This is a genomic window from Dactylosporangium sp. NPDC050688 (assembly GCF_040654515.1).
Classification (GTDB): domain Bacteria; phylum Actinomycetota; class Actinomycetes; order Mycobacteriales; family Micromonosporaceae; genus Dactylosporangium.
The window spans coordinates 75,769-100,784 of sequence record NZ_JBFAIC010000026.1 but is presented as its reverse complement, the minus strand read 5'-3'; the positions used below and the strand labels follow the sequence as shown (position 1 = coordinate 100,784).

General features: G+C 75.9%; 10 protein-coding genes. All 10 read left to right on the top strand.

Annotated elements, in window-relative coordinates; translation table 11 throughout:
* The first annotated feature begins 47 nt into the window (after nt 1–47).
* The 10 genes from AB0H83_RS24635 (at nt 48) to AB0H83_RS24590 (ending at nt 25,014) form a co-directional block, all read left to right on the top strand.
* Nucleotides 48–1,106, top strand: a complete 1,059-nt coding sequence (locus tag AB0H83_RS24635; RefSeq protein WP_360098225.1) for a ketoacyl-ACP synthase III family protein — start codon at nt 48–50, stop codon at nt 1,104–1,106.
* Nucleotides 1,107–1,268: 162 nt separating this feature from the next.
* Nucleotides 1,269–2,270 carry a 3-oxoacyl-ACP synthase III family protein gene (locus tag AB0H83_RS24630; RefSeq protein ID WP_360098223.1) on the top strand — a complete coding sequence of 334 codons (1,002 nt, stop codon included), beginning with the start codon at nt 1,269–1,271 and terminating at the stop codon, nt 2,268–2,270.
* Nucleotides 2,260–4,209: an HAD-IIIC family phosphatase gene (locus tag AB0H83_RS24625; protein ID WP_360098221.1), complete on the top strand. Its 1,950-nt coding sequence runs from the start codon at nt 2,260–2,262 to the stop codon at nt 4,207–4,209. The genes AB0H83_RS24630 and AB0H83_RS24625 overlap by 11 nt, the downstream gene beginning before the upstream one ends.
* Nucleotides 4,199–4,444 carry an acyl carrier protein gene (locus tag AB0H83_RS24620; protein WP_360098219.1) on the top strand — a complete coding sequence of 82 codons (246 nt, stop codon included), beginning with the start codon at nt 4,199–4,201 and terminating at the stop codon, nt 4,442–4,444. Before AB0H83_RS24625 ends, AB0H83_RS24620 begins: the two co-directional genes overlap by 11 nt.
* The gene (locus tag AB0H83_RS24615) at nt 4,441–5,190 is read left to right on the top strand and encodes a 2-oxo acid dehydrogenase subunit E2 (RefSeq protein WP_360098217.1); all 750 of its coding nucleotides are present in this window, start codon (nt 4,441–4,443) and stop codon (nt 5,188–5,190) included. The genes AB0H83_RS24620 and AB0H83_RS24615 overlap by 4 nt, the downstream gene beginning before the upstream one ends.
* Nucleotides 5,190–6,467, top strand: a complete 1,278-nt coding sequence (locus tag AB0H83_RS24610; protein WP_360098215.1) for an FAD-dependent monooxygenase — start codon at nt 5,190–5,192, stop codon at nt 6,465–6,467. Before AB0H83_RS24615 ends, AB0H83_RS24610 begins: the two co-directional genes overlap by 1 nt.
* On the top strand, nt 6,464–12,742 hold the full coding sequence (locus tag AB0H83_RS24605) for a type I polyketide synthase (protein ID WP_360098213.1): 6,279 nt from the start codon (nt 6,464–6,466) through the stop codon (nt 12,740–12,742). The genes AB0H83_RS24610 and AB0H83_RS24605 overlap by 4 nt, the downstream gene beginning before the upstream one ends.
* Before the next feature lie 133 nt (nt 12,743–12,875).
* Nucleotides 12,876–21,848 carry an SDR family NAD(P)-dependent oxidoreductase gene (locus AB0H83_RS24600; RefSeq protein WP_360098211.1) on the top strand — a complete coding sequence of 2,991 codons (8,973 nt, stop codon included), beginning with the start codon at nt 12,876–12,878 and terminating at the stop codon, nt 21,846–21,848.
* Nucleotides 21,845–24,265, top strand: coding sequence for a beta-ketoacyl synthase N-terminal-like domain-containing protein (locus tag AB0H83_RS24595; protein WP_360098209.1), 2,421 nt, complete (start codon nt 21,845–21,847; stop codon nt 24,263–24,265). Before AB0H83_RS24600 ends, AB0H83_RS24595 begins: the two co-directional genes overlap by 4 nt.
* The gene (locus tag AB0H83_RS24590) at nt 24,262–25,014 is read left to right on the top strand and encodes an alpha/beta fold hydrolase (protein ID WP_360098207.1); all 753 of its coding nucleotides are present in this window, start codon (nt 24,262–24,264) and stop codon (nt 25,012–25,014) included. Before AB0H83_RS24595 ends, AB0H83_RS24590 begins: the two co-directional genes overlap by 4 nt.
* Nucleotides 25,015–25,016 lie beyond the last annotated feature (2 nt).

Sequence of the window (25,016 nt, the reverse complement as noted above, 5' to 3'; positions counted from 1 at the left end):
GCCGGCGGGGAAACCACCGTGCCCAACCGCTACCCCGACGGAGTGTCATGCCTGAGCAGCCCTTGTTCCTAGCCGCCGCGGCGGCGTGGCTTCCGCCGCCGGCAGAGCTCACCGCCCTGGCCGGCGGTGGCGCCGACGAGTTCGTCACCAACGGCATCGTCAGCGTCCCGGTCGCCGGCCCCGACGACGCACCGCCGGAGATGGCGGCGCGCGCGGCGCAGACGGCACTGGCCCGCGCGGCCGGCCGGCTCCAGCGGGACGACGTGGTGCTGGTGCTGTACGCCAACACGTACCACCAGGGCCAGAACTCGTTCTGGTCGCCGGCCTCCTACGTGCAGCGCAGTGCCGGCGTGTCCGGCGCCGCGGCGATCAACGTCGGTCAGGCCTCCAACGGCGGCATGGCCGCGCTCGACCTCGCCGCCGGCTACCTCTCGGCCCGCGGTGGCGGCGCGGCGCTCATCACCGCCGCCGACCGCTTCTGCGAGCCCGGCATCGTCCGGTGGGCCGCCGACTACGGCGCGGTCTACGGCGACGGCGCCGCGGCCCTGGTGCTGTCGACCAGCGGCGGCTTCGCCCGCGTCCTGTCGGTGCACACCAGCACCGACGCCGAGCTGGAGCAGATGCACCGCGGCAACACCCGCTTCCAGCCGGCCCCGACCGGCGCGCGGGTGGACGTGCGGCTGTCGAAGGTCCAGTTCATCACCGATTTCGGCCTGGACAACCTGCTGCACCGGCTGTCCACGGGGATGCGCGCCGTCGTCGACGCCGCGCTCGCCCGGGCCGGCTGCGACCTGGCCGACATGGCCGTCGTCGTGCTGCCGAACCTCAACCGCAAGATGCTCACCGACCAGTACCTCGAACCCCTGGCCCTCGACCCGGACCGCACCCTCGCGGACTGGTCGTCGCGGGTCGGGCACCTCGGCGCCGCCGACCAGCTCGCCGGCGTGGCGCACCTGGTCGAGGCCGGCCGGGTGGCGCGGGGGGACAGGGTGCTGCTGGTCGGCACCGGCAGCGGGCTGTCCTGGTCCGCGGCCGTCCTGGAGATCCTCGACGTGCCCGCCTGGGCCGAGCAGACCGCGCAGCCCGCGCCGGTCCCGGTGGGCTGACCCGGCAACGCCCGGCCGTCGGACATTTCCGCACCCCGAGAAATGCGGCGGCGTACGAACGCGCCCTTGAAATGTGTTGTCCGCCCGAGAGCAAAGGACAGTTCTTTGCGAATCACAGCCCTCAGTGAAGTGCTTCCGGGAGAACCGGTCACCAATTCCGACATGGCTGCCCGGTTCGGCCTGCACGAGCAGTGGCTCGAGCGGATGACCGGAAATCGCAGCCGTTATTTCTGCAGTCCCGACAGCCCGGCCGGGGTGCCCAAGAGCACCGGCGACCTGGCCACCGCCGCCGGCGGCAAGGCCTTGGAGAAGGCCGGCCTCGGCCCGGGCGACGTCGAGTTCCTCATCCTGACCACGGCGTCGCCGGACCACCTGATGCCGGCGACGGTGAACCTGGTCGCCGACCGGCTCGGCATCGACGGTGTGCCGACCTTCCAGCTGACCTCCGGCTGCGCCGGCGCGCTGCAGGGCCTGTACACCGCCCGGGCGCTGCTGGCCAGCGGGCTGCGCCGCGGCCTGGTCATCGGCGCCGACACCTGCCTGAAGTTCTGGCCGTCCAAGCGCGACGTGGCCGACATGCGGCCCGCCGAGATGATCAACTTCGCGCTGTTCGGCGACGGCGGCGGCGCCGCGGTCGTCGAGGCCGACACCGACGGCCCCGGCTTCGTCGTGGAGCACATGGTCCTGCGCGCGGTCGGCCTCGGCCGCAAGCCCGCGCAGGTGGTGCGCTGGTACGGCGCCGAGGGCGCGCCGCACGTCACCGGCCCGAACGGGATCAGCGCCCCCGAGCCGATGGGGGAGGAGGACTACAAGGCGATCGAGCGGCACGTGCCGGAGGCCGCGGCCCGCGTCCTCGGCGAGCTCGGCGAGCTCACCGGCTGGTTGCCCGCGGAGGTCGAGCGGGTCCTCACCCCGCAGCTCAACGGCGTCATGACCGAGAAGATCCGCGAGTACCTCGGGGTGCGCCCCGAGCAGGCGGTGTCCTGCGTGGCGGAGACCGGCAACAACGGCAACGCGCTGCCGTTCATCCAGCTGCGCCGCGCGCAGGCCGGGATGAACGGCACCGCGGACGGCGCCCGGATCATGGTCACCACTATCGAGTCGTCCAAGTGGGTCATCTCCGGGATGGCGCTGCGCCACCAGGGGGCCTCCGATGGCCGTTGACGTCAACCTCGAACCCGTCACGGCACCCGCCGCCCAGCGCGGCGGGGTCGCGCAGCTGCGCGCCCTCAAGCGCGCCGGCGGGCTCGGCGGGGCCGCGGCCGAGCTGCGCCAGGTGCTCGCCGGCCTCACCGACCCCCTCGAGCTGGAGGCCGCCGGGGGGCTGCTGTCCGGCACCCGCGCCCACGCCCAGCTGGCCGCCGCGGGCGGGTTCGTCCCGCAGCGGGTCGCGCTGCTGGGCAACTCCACCCTCGACGCGCTGCCCAATCTGCTGACCGCGACCCTGGTCCGCGACGGCCTGCTGCCCGAGGTGCGGCTGGCGGGCTTCGACCAGTGGCGGCTGGAGATCCTGACCGGCGCGCCGAACCTGGCCGGCCTCGACCCGCGGGTCACCGCCTGCCTGCTCGACGACAACGCCGTGTTCGAGCGGGTCACCGACCCGCTCGACCCGGCGCAGGTCGAGCGCGGCTGCGCGGCGTTCCCGGCCGAGCTCGCCGAGTGGGCCGCGGCCTGCCGGCAGGCCCTCGGTGGCCTGGTCGTGCTGGCCACGGTGCCGCTGTCGGCGTTGCGCCGGGACCGGTACCGCGACTACGCCACCCGGGCCCGCGTCGAGGCCGCCTGGGAGCGGATGAACGCCGCCATTCTCGACCTCGGCGCCGAGCAGGGCACCGTGGTGCTCAGCGCGGCGGCGATCGCGGCCCGCTTCGGCACCAGTGCCACCGGCGGTGCGCCCGGCTCGATCTTCGGCGCCGACCGGATGCGGCACGTCGCCGGGCAGACGTACTCCACCGCGTTCCTCGCCGGCTACGCCGAGGAGCTCGCCCGGATCGCCCGGGCCGACCTCGGCCGGTCCGCGAAGTGCCTCGTGCTGGACCTGGACAACACCCTGTGGGGCGGGGTCGTCGGCGACGACGGGCCGGGGGGCATCAAGCTCGGCGGCGCGTACCCGGGCTCCGCGCACCGCGAGCTGCAGGACCTGGCCCACGACCTGATGCGCCAGGGGGTGCTGCTCGCGGTCGCGTCGAAGAACGACGACGCGGCCGCGCGGGAGGCGATCGACACCCACCCGGAGATGGTGCTGCGGGGCGACGCGTTCGTCGCGTTCGCCGCCGACTGGAACCCCAAGCCCGGCAACGTCACCGCGATGGCGGCGCAGCTCAACATCGGCAGCGACGCCATGGTGTTCGTCGACGACAACCCGGCCGAGCGCGACCTCATGCGCCGCGCCGCGCCGCAGGTGACGACCGTCGAGGTGGGTGCCGACCCGGCCGGGTACGCGACGCTGCTCGCTGCCCGGGGCGACTTCGCGCTGCTGCGGGTCACCGACGAGGACCGCGGCCGCACCGCGATGTACCGCGCCGACGCCCAGCGCGCCGAGCTGTCCCGCACGGTCGTCGACCTGGAGCAGTACCTGCTCGACCTCGGCTCGAAGCTGAGCATGGAGCGGCTCGCCCCGCTGAACGCGGCGCGCATCACGCAGCTGTTCGGCAAGACGAACCAGTTCAACCTCACCGGCCGCCGGTACAGCGACGAGGAGGTGCGCCGGCGCGAGCACGAGGGCACCGCGGCCTACTTCGGCGCCCGCCTGGCCGACCGGTTCGGCGACCACGGTCTCATCGCCGCGGTCGCGCTCACCGGGGCCGCCGACGGTGCCTGGGAGATCGAGAACATGGTGCTCAGCTGCCGCGTGTTCAGCCGCAACGTCGAGGACGCGCTGGTCGGGCTGATCCTGCGGGCGGCGCTCGCGGCGGGCGCCCCCGCGGTGCGCGGAGATTTCGTGGCGTCGCCGAAGAACGGCAAGTTCGCCGGGTTCTACCCCGGCCTGGGGTTCGCGCCGGTCGGCGGCGCACCCGGGCGGTACCAGCACGACCTGCGGGATCTGCCGACGCTGCCCCGCTGGATCCAGATCACGCCGGACGAAGAGGTGTTCCATGTCCACTGAAGTTGTCGTCGAGGTCGTCGCCCAGCTGCTGGACGTCGACGAGGAGGAGCTCACCGCGCAGCGGCCGCTGGCCGCGGTCGCCGGCTGGGACTCGGTCAACTCGCTGCGGGTGCTCGTGTACCTGGAGCGTGAACTCAACGTGTCGCTGGACTACGAGCGGTTCGTCGCCGCGCAGACGATCGGCGACCTGGCCGAGATCACCGCCGACGCGCAGCGGGCCGGCGCGCGGCCATGAGCGCGACGACCGTGCCGTTCCCGCCGGCCAGGCGGCAGACGTACACGTTTTTGCGCGACGCGCGTCGCACCGCCCACGTCTACCTCCTGGCCGAGGTCGACGCGGCGGCGCTGCGCGCGGCGCGCGGGCCGTCCGGCGGGCCCAGCTACGTCACCTACGTCATCAAGGCGGTCGCGGAGGTCCTGGCCGGCTACCCCGACGCCCGCGCGGTGCTCAGCGACGGTGCCCGGCCCCGGCTGACGGTCTTCGACGACGTGCACGCGAAGGTGCTGTTCGACCGGACCATCGACGGGCAGCGGTGTGTGCTGTCCGGCACCGTCGAGTCGGCGCAGGCGCGCACGATCGAGGAGATCCAGGCGGCCGTCGACGGCTACAAGCGGGCGCCGGTCGACGGGGGTGGCCCGTTCGCCTCGGTGCGCCGGCTGCAGCGGCTGCCGCTGCCCCTCGCGTGGCTGCTGTACCGCATCGTCCTGCGCGACCCGGCGCGGCGCGCCGCGCTGCAGGGGACCTTCGCGGTGACCTCGGTGGGCCAGGAGCCGGTCCAGGTGATCCTGCCGATGATCTCCGGCACCCTCGGCTTCGGCGTCGGGCGCATCGCCGACAGCCCCGTCGTCCGCGACGGCGAGATCGTCGTCGCGCCGGTGCTGACCCTGTCCCTCACCTTCGACCACCGGGTCCTCGACGGCGCCATGGCCGCGGAGATCCTCGGCCGGGTCAAGAACCGACTCGAGCACTGGGAGCAGTGATGAGCGAGTTTTCCGAACTGCCCGGCACCACCGACGTGCTGGTCATCGGCGGCGGGCCGGCCGGCGCGCTGCTGGGCTGCCTGCTGGCCCGGCGCGGCATCGACGTCGTCGTCGTGGAGAAGCAGCAGGACCTGGAGCGCAGCTTCCGCGGCGAGAACATCGCCCCGCGCTCCGTGCACACCCTGCGGGAGCTCGGCTTCGGCCCGGCGCTGGACGAGCACGGCTACCTGTCCATCAACAGCGTCACCGCGATCGAGCGGGGCCGGCGGCTGCTGCGCCTGGAGTACGGCAAGTTCCCCCTCGCGACGCTGCCGATCGACATCCCGCAGCCAGCCCTGATCGGCATCTTCCTCGCCGCCGCTCAGGCGCACCCCAGCTTCCACCTGGCCATGGGCACCGCGTTCACCGGGCTCATCGAGCAGGACGGCGCCGTCGCCGGCGCGACCCTGCGCGGGCCGGGCGGGGCGACGACGAGCATCCGGGCCCGGGTCGTGATCGGCGCCGACGGGCGCTTCTCCAAGGTCCGCCAGCGGTCGGGGCTGGCCGCCGACATCAAGCCGATGGCGCGGGACTTCCTGTCCTTCAAGCTGCCCCGCCCGGCGGGCTGGGGCGACGACGGCTACCTGATGATCGAGGACGACCGGCACCTGGTCGTGCTGCCGACCTGGCCGGACTTCCTGCGCATCGGCCACAACCTGCCCAAGCGGCAGCTCGGCGAGCTGCGGGCGGCCGGCCTGCCGGCGTTCAAGGCCGGCATCGCCGCGCTCGACCCGCGCCTCGCCGACCTCGTCGAGGAGCACATCACCAGCTGGGACGACACGTCGTTCCTGGAGATCTTCACCGCGGAGATGCAGCAGTGGGCCCGCGACGGGCTGCTGCTGATCGGCGACGCGTCGCACACCTGCACGCCGATCCTCGGCCAGGGCGTGAACCTGGCCATCCAGGACGCCGTGTGCCTGGCGCCGGTCCTCGCCGGCGCCCTCGAGCGCGGCGGCGACCGGCCACTGCCCGCGGACACGTTCGGCGAGTACGTCGCCATGCGCCGCCGGCACAAGACCGTCGTCACCCGGTACCAGCGGTTCCAGGAAGGCGCCCTGGCCGAGAAGCACCCGGTGAAGCTGTTCATCCGGCGGGTGCGCTTCTCCACGCTCAACCAACTGCCCCTCAAGTACCGCCTGCTGGATCGGGTGGTCAACGCCGCCCACCCGATCGACCCGGTGGACATCGCGGCCGGGGCGCCGACCCTGGTGCCGTCAGTCAGGAGTGGTCAACGATGAGTCACGACGCATCCCAGCGCATCGCGGTGGTCGGTATGGCCGGCCGGTTCCCTGGAGCGTCCGATGTGGACGGTCTGTGGCGGCTGCTGACCGCCGGGGAAGAGGCGATCGTGCCGGTTCCCGCCGACCGGTGGGACCGCACCGCACAGCTCGACCCGGAGAAGTCCGTCCAGGACGTCGGCGGGTTCATCGACGGCGTCGACCTGTTCGACCCGACGTTCTTCGGCATCTCGCCGCGCGAGGCCGAGGACGTCGACCCGCAGCACCGGGTGCTGCTCGAAGAGGTGTGGCGGGCCCTGGAGGACGCCGGGAAGCCGGCCGCCACCCTGCGCGGCACCCGCACCGGCGTCTACGTCGGCTCGTCGTGGCACGACTACGAGCTGCTGCGCAAGGACCGGGGCACCCCGACCACGCAGCACAGCACCGTCGGCACCGCGATGGACATGCTGTCGGCCCGCATCTCCTACCTGCTCAAGCTCACCGGTCCCAGCCTCACCGTGGAGACCGGCTGCTCCTCCTCGATGGTCGCGCTGCACCTGGCCTGCCAGGCGTTGCGGCACGGCGAGGTCGAGGGCGCGTTCGTCGGCGGCGTCAACCTCATCCTGTCCTCCGACGGCTCCGTCGGCCTCACCCACTTCGGCGGGCTGTCGCCCGACGGCCGCTGCAAGGCGTTCGCGTCCTCCGCCAACGGTTTCGTGCGCGGCGAGGGCGTCGTCGCCCTGTACCTCAAGACCCTCGACCGGGCGATCGCCGACGGCGACCACATCCGCGGCGTCATCGTCGCCACCGGGGCCAACAACGACGGCGGCGGCGACGGGCTGGTCGTGCCCAACCCGGCCGGTCAGGAAGATCTGCTGCGGCGCGTGTACGACGAAGCCGGCGTCCCCCTGTCCGACGTGGTGTACATCGAGGCGCACGGCACCGGCACCGGCCGCGGCGATCCGATCGAGGCGACCGCCATCGGCCGGGCTCTCGCCAGCCGCCGGGACCCCGGCGCCGCCCCGCTCGCCCTCGGGTCCGTCAAGACCAACATCGGCCATCTGGAGCCGACCGCGGGCCTCGCCGGCCTCGTCAAGGTCCTGCTCGCCGCCCGGCACGGGACGGTGCCGGCGAGCCTGCACAGCGCCGAGCTCAACCCGGACATCCCGTTCGACGAGCTGCGCCTGACCGTCGCCCGGCAGCCGCTCCCGCTGCCCACCGACCGGCCCGTCTACCTCGGCGTCAACTCCTTCGGCTGGGGCGGCACCAACGCCCACGCCGTCGTCGCCGCGGGCATCGCCGTCCCGGCGCCGGCCGGCGAGCCGGCGGGCGCGCGCGGCATCCCGGCCGTCGTCGCCGTGTCCGGGCACACCGAGGACAGCCTCCGGGAACGCGCCGCCCAGCTGCACGCCGCCGCGGCGGCCGTCACCGGTCCGGCGGGGCTCGCGGCGCTCGCCGGTACCCTCGGCAACCACCGCGACCACTTCACCCACCGGGCCGGCGTGGTCGCCGACAGCGTCGAGGCGCTGCGCGACCGGCTCGCGGTGCTCGCCGAGCCGGCCACCGACGGCGGCGTCGAGCGGCCGGGTGTGCACACCGGACGGCCCCGCGCGCACGGCCGCACCGCGTTCGTCTACCCGGGCCAGGGCGCCCAGTGGGGCGCGATGGGCCAGCAGCTCTATGCGCAGAGCCCCACCTTCGCCGCCGAGATCGACCGGTGCGCCGAGGCGCTGTCGGAGTTCGTCGACTGGGACCTGCGCGCGGTCGTGTCCGGCACGGCCGGCGACGGCTGGCTGGAGCGCCTCGACATGATCCAGCCGACGCTGTGGGGCGTGTCCGTGGCGCTGACCGGGCTGTGGCGGGCCGCCGGCGTCGAACCCGACGTCGTCGTCGGCCACTCGCAGGGGGAGGTGACCGCGGCGACGGTCGCCGGCATCCTGCCGCTGCGCGACGCGGCCCGCATCGTCGCCACCCGCAGCCGCCTGGCGCTGCGGGCCACCGGCAAGGGCCGGATGCTCGCCGTCGACCTGGACCTGGACGGTGCCCGCGCCGCGCTGGCCGGCTTCGAGGACCTGGTCTCCGTGGCGGTCAACAACGGCCCGACGTCGTGCGTGCTGTCCGGCGAGACGGAGGCGGTGCTCACGCTCAAGGAGATCCTTGACGCCGAGGGCACCTTCTGCCGGCTCGTCAACGTCGACTACGCCTCGCACAGCCCGCAGATGGACATCCTCCTGGACGACCTGCGCGCCGAGCTCGACGGCGTCGCGCCGCGGACCGGCACCGTCCAGCTCATGTCCACAGTGGACCTCCGGCCGTGCGGCGGCCCGGAGCTCGGTGCCGACTACTGGGCCCGCAACCTGCGCCAGCCGGTGCTGTTCGCCGACGCGATGACCCAGCTCTTCGACGACGGTGTCACCCACGTCGTGGAGATCAGCCCGCACCCGATCCTGGTGCCGGCCCTGGAGCAGCTCGCCGCGCTGCGCGCGGAGCCGCCGGCGGTGCTGAGCACCATGCGCCGCGACACCGGCGCGCCGGGCGACATCGCCGGGGCGTTCGCCCGCGCCTACGTCGCCGGCCTGACCCCGTTCGCCGGGCCGGCCGGCACGCCCGAGGTGGCGGTGCCGCCGTACCCGTGGCAGCGCAAGCGGTACTGGATCGCCAGCGGCACCAGGACGGCCGGCACCTCGACCGGGTTCGAGCCGGCCCTGGAGCCGGCGACCACCGAGGCCGGCGTCTGGCAGGGCACCCTCGACGTGTCCGCCGCGGCGCTGCCGTGGATCGCCGACCACAAGGTGCACGACGCGGTCGTGCTGCCCGGCGCGGCGATGATGGCGCTCGCGCTGTCCACCGGCCGGGCCCGCACCGGCACCCTGCCGGCGCGGCTCGCCGGGGTCGCGTTCCACCGGGACCTGACTTTGCCCAGCGGCACCGGCGAGCCGGTCCGGGTCGCCGTCGTGCTGCGCGACGACGTCACCGACGGCGGCAGCTTCGCGCTGCTGTCCAGGGCGCCGGGCGCCACGGACTGGACCACCCACGCGACCGCGCGGCTGGCACCGGCCGTGCCGGCCGAACCGCCGAGGTTCCCGGCGCATTTGGGCGAGGCCCGCGACGGCGCCGAGGACTACCCGGTGGAGACCCTGTACGCGGCATGCACCGCCCGCGGGCTCAACTACGGCCCGGCGTTCCAGGGCGTCACCGGCATCACCGTCGTCGGCGACGAGGCCCTCGGCACGGTCCGGCTCCCCGACAGGTGCCGGGCCGGCGCCCGCCCCCACGGGCTGCACCCCGCGCTGTGGGACGCCGCCCTGCAGGTGTCGCTCGCGCTGTACCCGGGCGACGCGGCCGTCGTGCCGACCGGGGTCGCGGCGGTGGCGGTGCTGCGCGACCCGGCCGAGCCGGTGACCGAGGTGTACTCGCACGTCGTGCGCCGCGACGCCACCACCTGCGACCTGGTCCTGTTCGACGCCGGCCGGGAGCCGCTGCTGGCGATGACCGGGTTGACCTTCGCCGTGCTGCCCACCGGCGACCAGGCGGCCAGGACCGCGGAGCGGCTGCACCGGCTGCGGTTCGACCTCGACGCGGGCGCAGGCGCGGCGGCCGACGGGCCGGTCGGCTCGTGGCTGCTGGCCGCGACCGCCGGCGACCCGCGGGCCGAGGCCCTCGCCGCGGCGATGCGGGCCGCGGGCGCCGACGTCGTCGTGTCGACCGGGGCGGCCGTCCCGGCCGGTGCCGCGCCGGACGCGGTCGCGTTCCTGGCCCCGGCCGCCGGCGCGGGTCTCGCCGCGCAACGCGTCGGGCTGCTGGAGCTGACCGAGCTGGTCCGCGCCTGCGTGCGCCGGCCGGTGCCGCCACGGCTGGCGGTCGTCACCACCGGCGCGCAGGACGTCCGCGCCGGTGACCTCGCTGACCCCGGCGCGGCCCTGTACTGGGGCTACACCCGGGTGCTGCGCCGCGAGCACGGCGAGCTGTCGCCGGTCGTCGTGGACGTCGACGCCGACCCGTCGTGGGCGGCGGCGTGTGCCGCCGAACTGCTCGGCGGTGGTGGCGACGGCGGACCTGCGGCGGCCGAGGACCAGGTCGTGCTGCGCGGCGGTGAGCGGTACGTGGGCCGCCTCGTGCGCGGTGCCCCGGAACCCGACACGGACCGCCCCACCCCGGTGTGGCGGACCCCGCCGCAACCGTTCCGGCTGGTCGCCGAGCGGCCCGGCTTCTGGGACGGGCTGGCCTACAAGCCCCTGGCCCGGGTCGCGCCGGGAGCGGGCGAGGTCGAGCTGGAGGTCGACGCGGCGGCGCTCAACTTCATCGACGTGATGAAGGCGATGGGCACCTACCCCGGCATCGAGGGCCGCGCGGCCCAGCTCGGCGGCGAGTGCGCCGGCCGGGTCACCCGCGTCGGACCCGGCGTGACCGGGTTCGCGCCCGGCGACCGGGTCGTCGGCTGCGCGTTCGGCGCGTTCGCGTCGCACGTGACGCTGCCGGCGGCGCACTGCGCGCCGATCCCCGACGGGCTGGCCGCCGCCGACGCGGCCGCGGTGCCGCTGGTGCTTATGACCGCCTGGTACGGCCTCAACGACCTGGCCCGGCTGGAGCCCGGCGAGACCGTCCTGATCCACTCGGCGACCGGCGGGCTCGGCCTGGCCGCGATCGCCGTCGCCCGGCACCTCGGCGCAGAGGTCATCGCGACCGCCGGCACCGAGGAGAAGCGGGCCCGGCTGCACGCCATGGGCATCGCGTCGGTGTTCGACTCCCGCGACCTGAGCTGGGCCGACGAGGTCCGCGCGGTGACCGGCGGGCGGGGCGTGGACGTCGTGCTCAACTCGCTCACCGGCGCCGCCATCCCGCTCGGGCTGGACGTCCTCGCCGAGGACGGCCGGTTCGTCGAGGTCGGCAAGAAGGACATCTACGCCGGCCGGACGATCAGCCTCGACGCGTTCCGCAAGGGGGTCAGCCTCGCCTCGGTCGACCTCGCGGGGCTCATGGAGCGCCGCCCGGCCCGGTTCGCGAAGCTGCTCGCGGACGTGTGGGCGCACGTCAGCACCGGCGAGGGCTGGACGCTGCCGGTGCTGCGGTACCCGTTCGCCGACGCCGCCGAGGCGCTGCGCACCATGGGCCGCGGCACCCACGTCGGCAAGTTCGTCCTCGTCGACCCGGCCTCGGTGCGCTCCGTCGCACCGGACCCGCTGCCCGGTGGGCGGCTGCGCGCCGACGGCACCTACGTGATCAGCGGTGGCCTCGGCGCCCTGGGACTCAGCCTGGCGGAGGACTTCGCGGCCCGCGGCGCGGGTGCGCTGGCCCTGCTGGGCCGGCGCGAGCCGGGCCCGGACGCGGCGGCCCGCATCGACGCGCTCCGCGCGGGCGGCACGCGGGTCACCACGGTCGCCGTCGACGTCGCTGACGAGGCGGCCACGGTGACCGCGCTGGACAAGCTCCGGCGTGAGCTGCCGGCGATCCGCGGTGTCGTGCACGCCGCCGGCCTGCTCGACGACGCCACCGTCCTCAACCTGGAGCCGGCGCAGGTGGAGCGGGTACTGCGGCCCAAGATCGACGGCGCCCGCCACCTGGACGCCGCGACCCGCGACGACCCGCTGGACCTGTTCGTGCTGTTCTCCTCGGGCGCCGCACTGGTCGGCAACGCAGGGCAGGCCGCCTACGCGGCCGGCAACGCCTACCTCGACGCGCTGGCGGCCCGCCGCCGCGCCGAGGGACGCCCGGCGCTGTCCGTGCAGTGGGGTCCGTTCGAGGCGATCGGCCTGGCCGCCGCCGACGACAACCGGGGCGCGCGGCTGGCCGAGCGGGGCATGACCGGGTTCACCGTCGCCGAGGCCTGGCCGGCCCTGGCCGAGCTGCTCGCCGACCCGACCGGTGGGGTGCCGGTCATCGGGTACCTGCCGATGAACCTGCGGCAGTGGTTCGACGCCTACCCCGACACGGCGGCCCAGCCGAGCTGGCGGGTGCTGCGCGACGAGGCCCGATCCGGCGGCACCGCGGGCGGCTCCGGCAGCGCCGCGCTGCTCGCCCAGCTGCGAGCAGGCACCGAGGCCGAACGCCTGCTGCTGGTGGAGAGCCGGGTCAAGGAGCTCGCCGGCCGGGTGCTGCGCCTCGACCCGACCGACATCGACCGTGACGCGCCGTTCAAGTCCCTCGGCCTCGACTCGCTGATGGGCCTGGAGCTGCGCAACCGGCTGGAAGGGGCGTTCGGCCTCCGGCTGTCGCCGACCCTGCTGTGGAGCTACGGCACCTCGCAGGCGCTGGCCGGGGTCCTCTGCGAACGGCTCTTCGCCGAGCCGACCGCCTGACCGGCCCCGGCCGGCCACCCGGCTGAGCAACCGGCTGGTCAACCGGCTGGGCAACCGGCCGGCCGCACGGCGGCGCCTGGGCGCGCCGCCGTGCGGGTGCCACTTCCCGAACGACACTCCAGTGAGGACGGACATGGACCAGCGTGGAACCGACCAGGCCGCACCGACCCCGTTGTCGCGCGCCCTGGACACCATCAAGAAGCTGCGGGCGCAGCTCGACGGGCAGGGTGGCGCCCAGCCGGTCGCCGTCATCGGCGCGGGTCTGCGGCTGCCGGGCGGCATCGAGACGCTGGACGGCTACTGGGCGGCGCTGACCGCCGGCCGGGACCTGGTCCACGCCCGCCCGCCGGGCCGCAAGTGGCCGTTCGCCGCCGGATGGGACGCGCTGCCCAACCGGGGCGGCTGGCTGGAGGAGGTGCTCGGCTTCGACGCCGAGTTCTTCGGCATCAGCCCGCGCGAGGCGCGCGCCCTGGACCCGCAGCAGCGGCTGCTGCTGGAGGTGTCGTGGGAGGCCCTCGAACACGCCGGCCTGCCGCCGCTCGCGCTCAGCGACGTGCGCACCGGCTTCTACCTCGGCATCACCAACGCCGACTACCGCGACTGGGAGCCGGCCGGCTCCGACGTGTACTGGGCCACCGGCAACGGCAACTGCTTCGCCGCCGGCCGGGTCGCCTACACCCTCGGGCTCACCGGCCCGGCCGTCGCCGTCGACACCGCGTGCTCGTCGTCGCTCGTCGCCGTCCATCAGGCGGTGCAGGCGCTGCGGCGGGGGGAGTGCGAGGTGGCCCTGGCCGGCGGCGTGAACCTGCTGCTGTCGCCGCGCTCCACCCGCTACGGCAAGGAGATGGGCTCGCTGGCCCCGGACGGGCTGTGCAAGACGTTCGACGCCCGGGCCAACGGCTTCACCCGCGGCGAGGGCTCCGGCATCGCCGTGCTCAAGCGCCTCGCCGACGCGGTCCGCGACGGTGACCGCATCCTCGGCGTCATCCACGGCTCCGCGGTCAACCAGGACGGCCGGTCCACCGGCTTCACCGCACCGAACGTCCTGGCGCAGGTCTCGCTCATCGAGGCCGCCCTGGCCGACGCCCGGCTCACCCCCGCCGACATCGGCATGGTCGAGGCGCACGGGACCGGCACCGCGCTCGGCGACCCGATCGAGATGGACGCCCTCGCCACCGCCCTCGGCCGGCGCAACGGCGGCGCCCCGCTGCACACCGGCGCGGTGAAGACCAACCTCGGCCACCTCGAGGCCGCCGCGGGCATCGCCGGGCTGCTCAAGGCGCTGCTGTGCCTGCGGCACCGGCAGATCCCGCCGTTGGTCCACTTCGACACCCTGAACCCGCGCATCGACCTGTCCGGCACCGGCATCGCCGTGCCGGCCGAGCTGACCGGCTGGTCGCCGGCCGCGGGCCGGTTCGCCGGGGTCAGCGCGTTCGGCATGAGCGGCACCAACGCCCACGTCGTGCTCGGCCCAGCCCCCGACGCGGCGCCGGCCCCGGCGACCCCGGTGACCGGCTTCGAGATCTCGGCCCGCGACGAGGCCGCGCTGCGCCGCCTCGCCGGCCGGTTCGCCGCGGCCGCCGACGCCCTGGACCCCGCGGACTACCCGGCGTTCGCGTACACCGCGACGCACGGCCGCACCGGCCACCCGGTCCGCGCCACGATCCGCGCCGCCGGCCCGGCCGAGGCCGCCGGCGCGCTGCGCGCCATCGCCGGGGGCACGGCGGGGGACACCCAGCCGCCGGCCGGGGCCACGCCCGACAGCCTGCCCCGCCGGGTGGCGGACCTTCCGCCGTACCCCTGGCGGCGGTCGCGGCACGCGCCCGAGGAACTGGACGCGCCGATCCCCGCGTACGAGCTGGACTGGCAGCGACTCGACCCGGCACCCGCCGCGGCCGCGACGCCGCTGGTCGTCGCCGGGGACGACGCGACGGTCCTGGCACCGCTCGCCGAAGCGGCCCGCGCCGCCGGCCGCGACGTGACCGTCCTCGGCCCGGTGCCCGGCAACGCCGGCCCCGTGCCCGGCGACGACGCGGAGTGGGCCGCGTTCTGGGTCGGCCGCCCGGTCCCCGCCGTCCTGGCGCTCGCCTTCACCGCGCCCGCCCTGCCCGCCACCGGGCCGGACACCCTGGCGGGCACCCTGGCGGCGGACGGCGCGCGGCTGTGCGCGGCCGTCACCACCGCCGTGCGGTCGCTGCCCGCCGGTGCCATCGCCTACGCCGTGACCACCGGCACCCGCGCCGCCGTCCCCGGGGACGTCTGCGTGCCCAGCGCGCACGGGCTCGTCAACGGTCTCGGCGCGGTCCTCGGCCTGGAGTTCCCGGCCGGCTGGGGTGGCCTGATCGACCTGCCCGCCGGGCCGTCCGCGGGCCCGTCGCCGGCCGGTGCCGCGGCGCTGGCCGGGCTGCTCGGCGCGACCGGCGCCGAGGACGTGCTGGCCGTGCGCGGCGGCGCCGTGCACACCGCGCGGCTGCGGGCGGCGGCCGTCACCGCGGGCGCCGGTGGGCTGCCGGTCGACGGCGACGGCACGTACCTGATCACCGGCGCCCTCGGCGGTGTCGGCCGGGCGGTGGTGAGCGACCTCGTCGCCCGCGGCGCCCGGCACCTGCTGCTGATCGGCCGGACCGCGGCCGAGGACCTGCGCCCCGCCGCCCGCGACGCGCTCGCCGCCTGGCGGTCCGCCGGGGCGGGCGTGACCTACCGGGCCGCCGACGTGGCCGACCCCGCCGCCCTGGCCGCCGCCGCCGTGCCGCCTCCGGGCGCGCCGCCGGTCCGCGGCATCGTGCACGCCGCCGGGACGCTGCGGGAGACCCCGCTCAGCGCCGCGACGGAGGCCGACTTCGCCGAGGCGCTGGGCGCCAAGTACGCCGCCGCCTGGCAGCTGCGGCTGCTGGCCGCCGAGCACCCGGTCGAGTTCGTCGTCCAGCTCTCCTCGGTGACCGCGCTGTGGGGGACCGCCGGCTACGGCGCCTACGCGGCGGCGAACGGCGGTCTGGACCTGCTCGCCGCCGTCCCGGGCGGCCCGGTGACCCGCACGGTCGCCTACGGCCCGTGGGACGTCGACGGCATGGTCGACGCGGCGTCGCTGAGCGGCCTGGCCCGCGCCGGCGTGGGTGCGGTGACCGCCCCGGTCGGCTGCGCGGCGCTCGGTGCCGGGCTGTCGACCGGCGGCGGCCACCTCGTCGTCTGCCCCGTCGACTGGGACCGCTTCACCGAGGTCACCGCCGCCCGCCGCCGCCGTGCGCTCTTCCCCGGCAGCACCACCACGCCACCCTCCGTGGGCACCGCGCCCAGCGTGCCGGGCACCGCGCCCGGGACCGGCCACACCGCCGCGGCTGGTGCGCTGGCCACCGCGCCTGGCGCCGGCCCCACCACCGCGGCCGACGCCACCAGCGGTGCGGCCCCGGCCCCGGTGTCAGCCACGGCCCGGGCCGACCTGCTGGCGCTGCCCGAGGTGGCGCGACGGGACGCGGTGGCCGGCATCGTCACCGCCGCCGTCGCCGCCGTCCTTGGCCACGCCGACGGCCGGGTCCCCTCCGACGTCGGGTTCTTCGACCTCGGCCTGGACTCGATGATGGCCGTCGACCTCACCAAGGCCCTCGCCGCCGAGCTCGGCGTCCCGGCCACCATCTCCGACGTCTTCGACCACCCGACCGCGGGCGCCCTCGCCGACCTGCTGACCGGCCGCCTGTCCGGGCTGCCCGAACCGGCCCCCGTGCCGGCCCCCGAGCTGGTCGCGGCCGAACCTGCCGGGCCGGCGGTGGCGACCACCGCGCCGGAGCCGGTCGCCGCAGAGCCGTTCGGTGCGGACCCGTTCGGTGCCGAACCGATTGCGGTCGTCGGCATGGCTGGCCGGTTCCCGGGCGCCGACTCGGTCGAGGAGTTCTGGGCGCTGCTGCGCGACGGCCGCGACGCCGTCGGTGACGTCCCCGCGTCGCGCTGGGACAGCGCCGCGCTGCGCGCCGACGACCCGCTGCGGGCCGGCACCATCACCACCGACCAGGGCGGCTTCCTCACCGACGTGGACCGCTTCGACGCCGGCTTCTTCGGCATCCCGGCCCGCGAGGCGGAGAACCTCGACCCGCAGCACCGGCTGCTGCTGGAGTCGGCGTGGCACGCCCTGGAGTCCGCCGGGACCGACCCGAGCGGCCTGGCCGGCTCCCGCACCGGTGTCTTCGTCGGCATCTCCAACTCCGACTACGGCAGGCTGCTGGAGCGCGGCGGCCTCGAAGGGCTCGACGCGTACTTCGGCACCGGCACCGCGCTCAACGCCGCAGCCGGGCGCATCGCGTTCACCCTCGGGCTGCGCGGCCCGGCACTCGCCGTCGACACCGCCTGCTCCTCGTCGCTGGTCGCCGTGCACCTGGCGATCCGCTCGCTGCGGCAGGGCGAGAGCGACCGGGCGATCGCCGGCGGCGTCAACGTCATCGCGGCGCCGACCGCGTCGGTCGCGGTGAGCCGCGCGCACATGCTGTCGCCGGAGGGGCGGTGCAAGACGTTCTCGGCGGCCGCGGACGGTTTCGTGCGTTCCGAAGGTGTGGGTGTACTGGTGCTGCGCCGCCTCGCCGACGCCCGCCGCGACGGTGACCCGATCCTCGCGGTCCTGCACGGCAGCGCGGTGAACTCCGACGGCGCCTCGTCCGGTCTCACCGTCCCCAGCGGGCGGGCACAGGAGGACGTCATCGCCGCCGCCCTCGCCGACGCGCGGGTCGCACCCGCCGACATCGACCTGCTCGAAGCGCACGGCACCGGCACCTCGCTCGGCGACCCGATCGAGCTGGCCGCCGCGTGGTCCGTGCTGCGCCGGGGCCGCGCGCCCGGCCGCCCGCTGCACCTCGGCTCGGTCAAGAGCGTCGTCGGGCACTGTGAGTCGGCGGCCGGCGTGGTCGCGCTCATCAAGACCGTCCTGGCGCTGCGGCACGGCCAGCTGCCGCCCAACCTGCACTGCGCCGAACTCAACCCGCACGTGCCATGGCAGGACATGAACGTCCGGGTCGTCGACACCCTCCAGCCGTGGCGGCGCGGGGACGGGCCGCGCCTGGCCGGCGTGTCGGGCTTCGGCTTCAGTGGCACCAACGCGCACGTCATCGTCGGCGAGGCACCCGCTGCGGCGGACCGGCCCGCCGCGGCCACCGGCGCCGTGCTGCTGCCCCTGTCCGCCGCCGACGAGGACGGCCTCGCCCGGGTCACCGCGGCGTGGACGCGCCGGATCGGCGACGCCACCGACGAGGAGATCGCTGCCTTGGCGGCCACCGCCGGCGCCGGCCGGGCCCACCTGCCGGTCCGCCGCGCGGCCGTCGGCGCCAGCCGCGAGCAACTGCTCGCCGCGCTCGGCCGCGCCCCGGCGGCCCACTCGCCCCGGCCGCCCCGCGTCGCGTTCCTGTTCTCCGGCCAGAGCAGCCAGTACTTCGGGATGGGCGCCGAGCTGTACCGCACCGAGCCGGTCTTCCGCGACGTCATCGACGCCTGCGCCGCGCACTTCGGCGACGCGCTCGGCGAGCCGCTGACCGACCTGATGTTCGCCGGCCGTGACCGGGAACTGATCAACCAGACCCGGATCACCCAGCCGGCGCTGGTCGCCCTGGAGCTGGCGCTCGCCGCGCTGTGGCGGTCGTGGGGCGTCGAGCCGGTCGCGGTGCTCGGCCACAGCGTCGGCGAGATCGCCGCCGCCGTGCACGCCGGGGTGCTGACCCTGCCCGCCGGTCTCGACCTCATCACGCACCGGGCCCGGCTGATGCAGGGCACCGAGGCCGGGGCGATGCTCGCCGTCGTCGCCGCGCCCGACGTGGTCGCGGCGCGCATCGACGGTGCCGGGCTGGACATCGCCGCGGTCAACGGGCCGCAGGCGACCGTCGTCGCCGGTGCGCCGGACGCGGTCGAGGCGTTCGCCAAGGAGCTCACCGCCGACGGCATCCAGAGCCGGCCGCTGGTCGTGTCGCACGCGTTCCACTCGCGGCTGATGGAGCCGATCCTGCCGCAGCTGCGGGCCGCGATCGACGGGCTGGAGCACGCCCGGCCCCGCATCCCGATCGTCGCCAACGTCACCGGGCGGCTCGCCACGCCCGGCCAGTACGACGCCGGGTACTGGTGCGAGCACGTGCGCCGCCCGGTCCGCTTCGCCGAAGGCGTCGAGCAGCTGCGCGAGCTGGACATCGACCTGTACCTGGAGATCGGCCCCGGCCGGACCCTGGGGAACCTGGCCACCGCGGCCGGGGTCGCGACCGCGGAGACGGCGCTGGCGTCGCTGCGCCGCGGCGCGCCGGACCGCACCGCGATGCTCGGCGCCGCCCGCAGCCTGTACGAGCGCGGTCAGCGCCTCGACTGGGCGGCCGTGCAGGGCACCGGGCGACGCGCCGACGCGCCCCGGTACCCGTTCGCGGACACCCGGTACTGGGTCCCGGCCGGTGCCGGTACGCCGGCCACCGCCGCGACTCTGCCGAGCACCCCGCACTGGGGCCGGGAGCTGCGATCCCCCGGGCTCGGCAGCGGGCGGGTGTTCAGCTTCGAGCGCAGCCCGCAGTTCCCGCCGTACCTCGGCGACCACCGCCTCTACGGCACCGTGGTCACGCCGGCCGCGTCGCACCTGGCGACGCTGCTCAGCGCGCTCGCGCCCGGCGGGCAGCCGATCACCGTCGAGGACTTCGTCTGCCCGCGCGCCCTGGTCATCAAGGACGACGAGCGCTACGAGGTACAGCTGCTGGTGTCCGAAGTGGATGGTCAGCAGCCGAGGCTCAGCGTGCAGAGCATGTTCGACCCGGTGAACGGGCGCTGGCAGGAGCACATGTCAGGCCGCCTCGGCGCGCCCGCGGCCGCGGTGCCCGGTGCGGCGCCGGACCCGGCCGCGTTCATCGCCACCGCCGAGCGGCACATCACCGGCGAGCAGTTCTACCAGCAGGCGCGGGAGCTCGGCTACACGCTCGGCCCGGCGTTCCGCTGGGTCGGTGAGGCGTGGCTGCGCGGCAACGACACGCTGGTGCGCTACCGCCGCCCGCAGCTGCCGGACGACCCGGCGGACTACGAGCTGTACCCCGGCCTGATCGACTCGTGCTTCCAGAGCATCGCCGGGTTCCTCGGCGAGGGCCCCGACGGCGAGTCGCCGGAGCTGGCGATCCCGTTCGCGGCCCGCCGGCTGGCGTTCACCGGCCGTCCCGACGCCGACGACGAGCTGTGGGGGCACGTCACCGTGACCCAGGCGGCGCCGCTGTCGCAGGGGCGCTGGCGGGTGGAGAGCGCGGACATCCGGCTGTTCACCGGCGCGGGCAGGACCCTGTTCACCGCGGACGACTTCCGGGTCCGGGCGGCGTCGCGCACCGTGCTGCAGCAGAGCCTGAAGGGCGGCCCGTCCGGCGGCTACCGCCTGGACCACGTCCCGGTCGCCGTCACGGCGGCCGGGGCGAGCATCACGGTCGTCGGCGGCGGTCCGGCGCTGCACGCCGCCGTCGCGGCGCTGCCGGCGGGCGACGCCGAGCTCGTCGCCGACGCGCGGTTCCTCGACCCGGCGACCACCTCTACCACCACCGCCACCGCGCAGGACGCCCGGCGGGCGGTGTGGGACCTCGCGACCTCGCTGCGCGCGGCGTCGCCCGACGTGCCCTACGCGGTCCTGGCCGCGGGCGGCGCGCAGGCGGCCCCGCTGCGGCAGGCGCTGTGGGGGATGCTCGCGGCCCTGGAGGCCGAGCAGCCCCGCCGGCGCCTGCTGCGGGTCACCGTCGAGGACGGCGCGGACCCGGCGCTGCTCGCCGGGGTCCTCGCCCAGGCGGCGGCGGCCGGGGTACCCGAGCCGTGCCTGACCGTCGGCGCCGGCGGTGCGCAGCCTGTCACCGCGGCGAGGCTGGTCCCGGTCACGTCCGGCCCGGCGATCGCGGCCTGGCCGCGCAACGTCCTGATCACCGGCGGGCTCGGTGCGCTCGGCCTGAGCAGCGCCCGGCTGCTCGCGCAGCAGGGCACGGCCGCGGTCACCCTGCTCGGGCGATCCGCGCCGGACCCGGCAGCGCAGGAGGTGATCGACGACCTCGTCGCCGCCGGGGTCACCGTCGGCGTGGTCCGCGGCGACGTGACCGACCCGGCCGACTGCGCCCGCGCGGTCGCCGCGGCCACCGCGACCGGCCCGCTGCACGGCGTGCTGCACCTCGCCGGGGCGCTGGACGACCGGCCGTTCGACGAGCTCGACGAGGCGTCGCTGGCCAAGGTGTTCGCGGCCAAGGCGGTCGGGGCCGAGCACCTGGCGGCGGCGACCGGCGGGCAGCCGTTGACCGCGTTCGTGCTGTTCTCCTCCGCGTCGAGCCTGCTCGGCTCGGCCGGGCAGACCAACTACGGCGCCGCGAACGGCTTCCTGGACGGCCTCGCCGAGGCGTTGCGGGCCGGCGGGGTGCCGGCCACCTCGGTCAACTGGGGCCCGTGGACCCCGGCCGCGAAGGGCGGCATGGCGGCCGCCGACGCGGTCCGCCGCGCCGGTGAGCGGCTCGGCGTGCGCCCCCTGGACGACGAGGGCGCGGCGCCGCTGCTGGCGCTCGCCGTGGCGGGCGAGCTGCCCCGGCTGCTCGCGGTCGACCTCGACGTCGCGCGCTACGCCGAGCAGGTCGCCGGGCACCCGCGGGCGGCACTCGTCGCGGCCCTCACCGACCGGCCGGCCGGCACCGCCGCACCGGACGGGCGGGCCGCCCAGGCGAAGGGCTGGCTGCGCCGGGCCGTCGACGACGTCGCCCCGGAAGCCCGGGAGGCCGCGCTGCGCCGCGCGGTCCGGGAAATGCTCGGTGTCATCGTCGGCGACGACGGCGCCGTCGACGAGAGCCTCAGCTTCGCCGAGATCGGCCTGGACTCGATCATGGTCATCGACCTGAGGTCCCGGCTGGAGCACGCGATGGGGGCGGACCTGCCGGCCACGATGGGCATCGACTACCCGACGGTGCCGGCGATCACCCGCTTCGTGCACGACCTGGCGTACCCAGCGCCCGCTGACGGGCCCGCCGCGGAGACCGCCGTGGGGCCGGCCGCCGAGACCTACCCGGTCGCCGCCGCCGGCGCGGACACCGATCTGTCCGAGCTCTCCCTCGACCAGCTCATCCTTGCCGTCCAACAGGACCTGACCAGCCAGAAGAAGGGATGACCGTGGAACTGGAACAGCTGCGTCACCTGATGGAGGAGCAGCTCCGCCTGTCCCGCACGTTGAAGGCCCGCGTCGCCGAGCTGGAGGACGCGCGCCGCGCGCCACTCGCGGTCGTCGGGCTCGGGCTGCGGCTGCCCGGCGGGCTCAGCACGCCGGAGGCGTATTGGGACTTCCTCAACAGCGACCACACGGCGGTCGGCCCGATCCCGGCCGACCGGCCCGGGCTGCGCGCCGTGCACGACCCGGCCGGCGGCCCCGGGAAGTCCTATGTGGACCGTGCCGGGTTCCTCAGCGGGATCGCCGAATTCGACGCGGGGTTCTTCGGCATCTCCAACCGGGAGGCCGAGACCCTCGACCCCCAGCAGCGGCTGCTGCTGGAGACCGCGTGGGAGGCGATGGAACGCGCCGGCATCGCGGTACGGCGCACCGACCGGCTCGACACCGGCGTGTTCGTCGGCATCATGGGCGCGGAGTACTCCCAGCGCCTCGCCCCGGCCGCGGACAAGTCCGGCATCGACCCCTACTTCGGCACGAGCGGCGGGCTGTGCTTCGCCGCCGGCCGGATCAGCTATGCGCTCGGCCTGGCCGGCCCGGCGCTGAGCGTCGACACCGCCTGCTCCTCCTCGCTCGTCGCGCTGCACCTCGCGGCGCAGGCGCTGCGGCGCGACGAGTGCCGGTACGCGATCGTCGGCGGCGCGAACCTGGTGCTGTCCGCCGACCTCATGGTGTCGCTGTGCCAGAGCCGCGCCCTGGCCCCGGACGGGCACACGAAGGCGTTCCGCGCCGACGCCGACGGCTACGGCCGCGGTGAGGGCGCCGGGGTGCTGGTGCTGATGACCCTGGAACGGGCGCTGCGCGAGGAGCGCACCGTCCTGGCCGTGCTGCGCGGCACCGCCGTCAACTCCGACGGTGCCTCCTCGGGGCTGACCGTCCCCAGCGGACCGGCGCAGCAGCAGGTGATCCGGGCCGCGCTGCAGGAGGCCGGGGTACGGCCCGAGGAGGTCGGCTACGTCGAGGCCCACGGCACCGGCACCCGCCTCGGCGATCCCCTCGAGGCGGGCGCGCTGCAGGCGGTGTTCGGCCCGGCCGCCGGCGCCCGCGGCGTGCCGCTGGCGATCGGCAGCGTCAAGTCCCGCATCGGCCACCTCGAGGCGGCGTCCGGCATCGCGTCGCTGATCAAGCTGGTGCTGATGGTGCGCGCCGGGCGGATCCCCGCCGCGCGCAGCGCCGCCGACGGGCCGCTCAACCCGCTGATCCCGTGGACCGAGAACCATCTCACGGTCCCCGACCGCGGTGCGCCGTGGCCGGCGGCGCTGCCGCACCGGGTCGCCGGGGTCAGCGCGTTCGGGCTCAGCGGCACCAACGCGCACGCCGTGCTGGAGGCGTTCGACCCGCAGCGGGTACCGGCGCTGCTGCCGCACCGGGCCGCACCGGCGACCCCGGCGAAGGCCGCGGTGCCGGCGCCGTACCTGGTGACCCTGTCGGCGAAGGATCCGTCCTCGCTGCGGCAGCTCGCCGTCACCGTGGCGCCCCGGCTCGCCGGCCTCGGCCCCGCCGACCTGTCCGCGGCCTGTCACACGCTGCGCACCGGGCGGGTCGCTTTCCCGTACCGGCTGGCGGTCGTCGGCGACACCGGCGCGGAGCTCGCGCAGCGGTTCGGCGCCGCCCCGATCAGCGACACGTCGGCGGCGTTCGCCCAGCTGCGGCTGCACTGCGGCCCGGACGCGCCGAACGTCGCCGCCGCCGCCGACCGGCTCGCCGCCGCGTTCCCGCTGCTGGGGGCGGGGGACCAGCGCACGGACTCGGCCCCGGACCGGCTGGCGCGGATGCTGACCCTGCTCGGCGTGCTGGTCCGCACCGGCGACGCGCCGGGCCTGCCGGCGGGCGTGGTGCGGCTGTCCTGGGACGACCAGATGCACCCGCTGGTGAACGGGGACCCGGAGCAGGCGCCGCGGTTGCTGCTGGCCGCGCTCGGCGCGCTGTTCCAGGCCGGCGGCGAGGTGCGCTTCGACGCGCTGCGCCGCCCCGGCGACCGGATCATCGACGACCTGCCGGTCTACCCGTTCCAGCGGCGCCGGTTCTGGGTCGACGAGCCCGACCCGACGCCGGTCGCCGCGGCGGCCGGCCCGATCGCCCGGGTCGCCACGAGCGGCGGGCTGTCCCACGACGAGGTCACCGAGTCGCTGATGGCGGAGCTGCGGGAGGTCCTGCACGCCGAGGACGAGCTCGACCCGCGGCAGTCCTTCCTGGAGATCGGCGGCGACTCGTTCACCGCCATGCTCTTCGTCAAGGGCGTCGAGCAGCGGTTCAACACGACGGTGCCGCTGGAGCTCATGGACATGGACGCGCCCCTCGCGTCGCTGCTGGGCTGCCTCGCCACGGACATCGTCGGTGCGGCCCGGCTGGTCGCCCGGTGACGGCGTTCATCCGCCCGCGGCCCCTGACAGCGCCGGCGGTGCGGCTCATCGGGTTCCACCACGCGGGCGGTTCGGCCGCCGCGTACTTCCCGATGAGCCGCCACCTGCCGGCCGACTGGGACGTCGCGCTGCTGGACCTGCCGGGCCGCGGCAAGCGCGCCGCCGAGGTGCCGCTCAGCGGCATGGCGGCGGTCGTCGGCCGCGCCCTGGAGGACATTCAGCCGCTGCGGGACGCGCCGGTGGCGCTCTTCGGCCACAGCATGGGCGCGATCGTGGCGTGGGAGGTGGCCCGGGCGTGGACCGCGGCGGGCGCCCCGCCGCTGTGGATGGGGCTGTCCGGGCGCCTGCCGCCCGGCTGGCCGAACGGGCGCCGGGGCCTGCACCACCTCGGCGACGCGGCGCTGCTGGCCGCCCTCGCCGACCTCGGCGGGGTGCCGGACTGGCTGGCGGACAACCCGGCGTTCCGGGACCGCTTCCTGCGCCTGGTGCGCGCCGATCTGGCCGCGGTCGAGTCCTACCACCCGACCGGCTTCCAGGCGCCGCTGGACTGCCCGCTGACCGTCTACGGCGGCACCCACGACCGGTGGGCGGCGCCGGCGGCGATGGCGGCCTGGTCGGGGCGCACGACCGGCCCGTTCGCGCACCACACGTTCCCCGGCGGGCACTTCTACTTCACCGGCAGTGCCCTGCCCGGTTTCGTGGCGTGCCTGACCCGGGACGTCACACAGATCATGGCGATGGCGGCCTGAGC